The 4,436-nt window shown below is 71.3% G+C and carries 2 protein-coding genes; both read right to left on the bottom strand.

All coding sequences use genetic code 11. The features are described from left to right. A partial coding sequence (locus D6689_14910; protein ID RMH40076.1) for a type III-B CRISPR module-associated protein Cmr3 occupies positions 1 to 1,193 on the bottom strand: 1,193 nt, incomplete at its 3' end. Beyond that, positions 1,190 to 4,351, bottom strand: coding sequence for a type III-B CRISPR-associated protein Cas10/Cmr2 (gene cas10, locus D6689_14905; protein ID RMH40075.1), 3,162 nt, complete (start codon positions 4,349 to 4,351; stop codon positions 1,190 to 1,192). The genes cas10 and D6689_14910, both read right to left, overlap by 4 nt. Between the last annotated feature and the right edge of the window lie 85 nt (positions 4,352 to 4,436).

Below are 4,436 nucleotides of genomic sequence, written 5' to 3'. Positions count from 1 at the left end.
TTGAATCCCTCGGCGCGCCGGGTCGCCCAGCGCGCACGATGTTGGTCATCCATGACGGCCCACCAACCGTTTTCGCCCAGGTCGGCGAGCGCCTCGGCCGGGTCGCCTTCTTCCACCTCGAACCAGTACACGCTGCCGGCGGCGACCACGCGCTCGGCGAGCTTCGGCCGCCAGTTCGCCAGGTCCCAGCCGCTCACGACGCCAGCGCGTCCGACCGCGGCACACACGAGACGCGCGCGCATACTGCGGTGTTCGAGTACGTTGTCGTCGCCAATCCCCGGCGGGCGCCAGCCGCCGCCGAACACGCCGGGCGTGGCGAGCACGACGCGAAATCGGCGATCGATCGCGCCGGGGTGCGACAACGCGGCCAGGTGACCGGCCTCGCACGGGGCGACCCGCGCCGCGCGACCGTCGGCGCCGAGGCGCACGAGCCCTCCGCGCGGCAGCAGATCGCCGCCGCCGCGGGTGCCGACTACGAACGCGCCGCATGCGTCGCGGGTCGGGTCGCTCGCGGGGGCGAGGCAGATCGCATCGGCACTGTAGAGCAGCCCTTCCTCGACCGAGCGGGTACCGGCGTCGAGGCCGATGCCGACCCGGGTCTGACGCTTCCACAAATCAGACGAGCGACACAGGTGTTCGCCGGCAGGGCGCTCGCCGCGCAGGTGCATCGCGAGGCCGCGCGCGCCGATGAACGCGCCGGTCGCCGGCTTGCGGCGGCCGCCCATGCGCGCCACGGGGACGTGCGACAGCGGCGCGGAGCCGCGCGCGCGCAGCGCGTCGAACGGTACCGGCCGCATCGGCTCGGCGAACAAGCGGCCCACTTCATCGTCCACGACGAGCAGATCCGCCGGTGCCGGAAACCACACATCGGTGACCGCACGCGCGCGATCGCGCTCCCCGTCCTCGGTAAGCGGCGGCACGACCGCGCGGATGCCGACCGCGACGACACCGAAGGAGCCCGGCTCGTCGGGCGACCCGAGGACTTGCTCGACGCGCGCGTCGCCGGCCTTGCCTCGCGCGAACGCGTGCGGGTCGACGCCGGCGTCCACGAGCATGCGCGAGCGCAGCGCCCCCGAGAACACCGAAGGCCACGGGGGCATGAGCGCGGCGCCGTGGGCGGAGCCGGCAAACAGGTGGTTGCCGCGAAACGACACGACGTCGATCGGCTCGAGTTGAATCCACTCCGTCGTCATCGACTCGCCTCCTGCCTGTCGACCACGGCGCCGTCGGCCGCGGGTTTGGACTTGCCGGCTTCGCGCGGCCTTCGCGCGGCGCGCGCCAGAAACTCGGCCACCCCGAGAGCGTCGCGGACGAACGCCCCGGCGTCGAACCGGCCGCGTCTGCCGCTGTCGTTGCGCCGGGCGCGTTCTCGGGCCGTGAGCTTTGCGAGGCTGTCTGCCCGCCGCGGTGCGGCGCTTCTGTCGGTCCCATCGCGACTCTGGCGCCGCAGGATGTAGCGCGTCGGCTCGGCGATGCGCGCGATCAACTCGCCGTCGTCGAGCCGGGCGCTGCCGACGAGCGGGTCCGTCCACGCCGGCGCGGCGTAAGCCGCGCCGCGCGAGGTGCTGCCGGCAAACGCCTGGCGCAGATCGCGCAGGACGTCGAGCGCCGACCGGTAGGCGCCGTCGCCGCCCGCGCCCACGTGCCACCCGCACGTGAAGCGCGACGTGCCGCCCGAGCGCTTCGCGAGCGCGATCGAAAACGCATCGCGGCCGGCGGCTTTGGCGCGCTTCTCGGCCTCGCGCAGCTCGCGCAGGACGGCGCCGAGCGGGTCCATGTGGTGCGCGATGACCACGCCCATCGACGCGGTGGCCTTGTGGCCGAGCATGCGGTGCAGACGCTCGCCCGAGCCCGTGCGCAGCGACAGGCGCATGTGGTCGTTCCGGAGATCGAAGCGGCGACGGCGGGCAAACTCCTTCGCCCGGTCGTCGAGCCAGGCTTCGCGCCACGCGCCCGCGGGGTCGGCCGGTGGCTCGATGCCCGAGTACGCGCAGCGCAGAAGCTGCATGACGCCGAGCAGGTCGCGCACGCCGACCATGGCGAGCACGTCGTCGCCACCTGCGTAGAGCACCTTGCCGTGAAACAAGCGCTCGACGACAAACGGCACGGCGTGCAGGCTGAACGCGTTGAGCGCCCGCGACACCGCGCCGTGGTAGGCCGGCGACGGGCCCGGTCGCTCGCGAAACAGACGCTCGAGTCCTTCCCCTCGCTGCGCGATCTCGTCCGCGGCCCGCTCGAACGTCGAGTGGAACCGATCACGCAGCGGTGGTCGCCCGACCGGGCCGTCGGCGTCGGCCGCGAGCCACGCGCCCATCCGGTCCCCGTCCATGAGGACCAGGGCGTAGTAGCTATCGGGAGCCTGACCGGCGGCGTCCTTGACCGCGCGTTCGAGGTCGGCAAGATCGCGCGCGGCCCGGTTGCGCGCGTCGCGTTCGTCCGCGTCGTCGGCACCTGTTTCCGAGCCGTGTATCGCCTCGCGCAGCGCGTCGAGGGCGCCTGGCAGGGCGCGGATGACGTCCGCCTCGGTCGCGTGCTGCGTGCGAAGCTCGGACAACCGGCTAGCGAGCCGGCGCGGCAGTGCCGACGGCCGAACCCCCCGCTGCCCGGGGCGCAAATGCTCCGGGAGGGAGCTTTTCAGCCCGTCCAGGCCGACGGTATCGCCGGCGCGAATGCGGTCGATCATCCGATCGAGCGCCGGGGCGAGCGCCATCGTGTGGGTCGAGACGACGTAGCGCCGCATGTGGCGATCCGGAACGGGCTCGCCGTCGGCGTCTTTCCCGAGCTTCTGCAAGGTAGTTTCGATTTCGTTGCGCGCCAGGCGCGGCCACGCTCGCTTGAGTGCGCACACGGCGCACAGCCGCTCGCCGGGTCGCGCCAGGCTCGGCTGGCGCTCGGCAATCCGCTGCCACAGATCGCTTCGGCCATCACTTCGGTTGTGCTTGCGCGCCTCCTTGTTGAACGCGAGAAACTCACGCTCGCCGCACACGGAACAGCGGTCACCTTGCTGGGTGAGCGCTTCGACTGTCCGGGTCGCCTTGATGACGGCGCCGGCGCGCTCGAGCAGGTCGTACGCGGCCGGGTAGCGCGCGCCCTCGTTCGGCGCAAAAAACGGCTCGCCGTCCACCTTCACGTCCTTGCCCGCGAGCACGAGGCCGCCGGCCACCGTGCCGAACCAGCCCGGGCGCTCGCCACCGTCGCAGAACTGAGCGAGCGCGGCGCGCAGATCGTCCGGTTTTTCTCCGATGCGCACCGCCGCCCAGTGGACCTCTGGAAAGCCGGCGAGCTGTGCATCGATTTGCCGGTATGCGTATTCGCGCAACGAATCGTCGGCCTTGATGTCCGCTGCGTTGAGCAGTTCGTTCCACCCGGCGTTGGCCTGGTTTAGCGCCCAGTCGCGCACGCAGCCGCCGAGTTGCTCGGCGAGGCTGTCGACCTCGGCGCTCGGCACGATCGCAACGAAACGATTGGGCAACGACGCAAAGAACAGTGGGTGCGAGTCCGTAAATACCGGGCTCTTGACCGGCGGTAGGTACTCGTCTGGAATCTTCAGTTTCGCGGGCCCGTGCTCCAGCCATGCATCGCACTGCGGAAGCCGCCACAAATCGGGGAACACGACAGCGTCGGGCCCAAGCTCCTCGCACACGAGCTTCAGCGCCTCCCACGCGAGCCTGGACAGCAGATGCGAGCCCGCCCACAGGTCGGACGTGCTGCGCGCCTGGGCGATGAACGACTGCACCGGCCCGAGGCTCACGAGCATCAGCGCTGGATCGTCACCGGCGCCGGCGAACGCAGACGCGAGCCGAAGGTGCTCGAAGATCGAGTGGTCCGGTACGCGCGTGTCGGCCGGCAGCAGCGTCCACAGCTCGCCGAACTTCGCAGCGCGGTCGTCGTGCGGCGGCGGCTCCGGAAGCAGGCGCCACAGCGCGAGAGCGAGGCGCTTCCAGTCGTCCTCACGGATCTCGCCGCTGTCACCGAGGACGCGTTCGACGACGTCGTTCGTGTGCATCGCTCCCACGGCGACCACGTCTTTCGCCGTGAGCTCGACCTGGCCTCGCAGCACGTAGCGCGCGCCGGATAGCGGATGAACCAGCTCCGGCTCATTGGCCCACACCACCGCGTCCTTCAGGGCGCGCGGCCACTGCGCGCGGTCGGCCGCGGCTGCCCACCAGTCGGCCCGCTCCACGGTCGCTTCCAGATCGTCGGGAATCGTGGATGTTCCAAATAGCCGCTTGAACATCGCCTTGACGGTGCCCTGCTCGTGGCCCACGCGCTTCATGATCAGCGCCTTCTCGGGCGGGTCGTGCAGGTACGCGGCGACCTTGCGCCGCCAGCGGTCGGTGTCTGCCGTCATTGCGACTCCTCCTCCTCCGGTTGGGGTCCGTCGTCCGGGTTCAGGTCGATGCGCTCGCCGAGCACGTACGGGTCGGCGCGCTGTT

It is taken from the genome of Deltaproteobacteria bacterium (genome assembly GCA_003696105.1).
Lineage (GTDB): Bacteria > Myxococcota_A > Polyangia > Haliangiales > J016 > J016.
The sequence above is the reverse complement of the archived record's forward strand: the minus strand, read 5'-3'. Positions and strand labels throughout refer to the sequence as shown.

What these genes read in the sequence shown, in the direction of transcription:
- cas10 (RMH40075.1), bottom strand. Translation starts at nt 4,351, where the DNA reads ATGACGGCAGACACCGACCGCTGGCGGCGCAAGGTCGCCGCGTACCTG.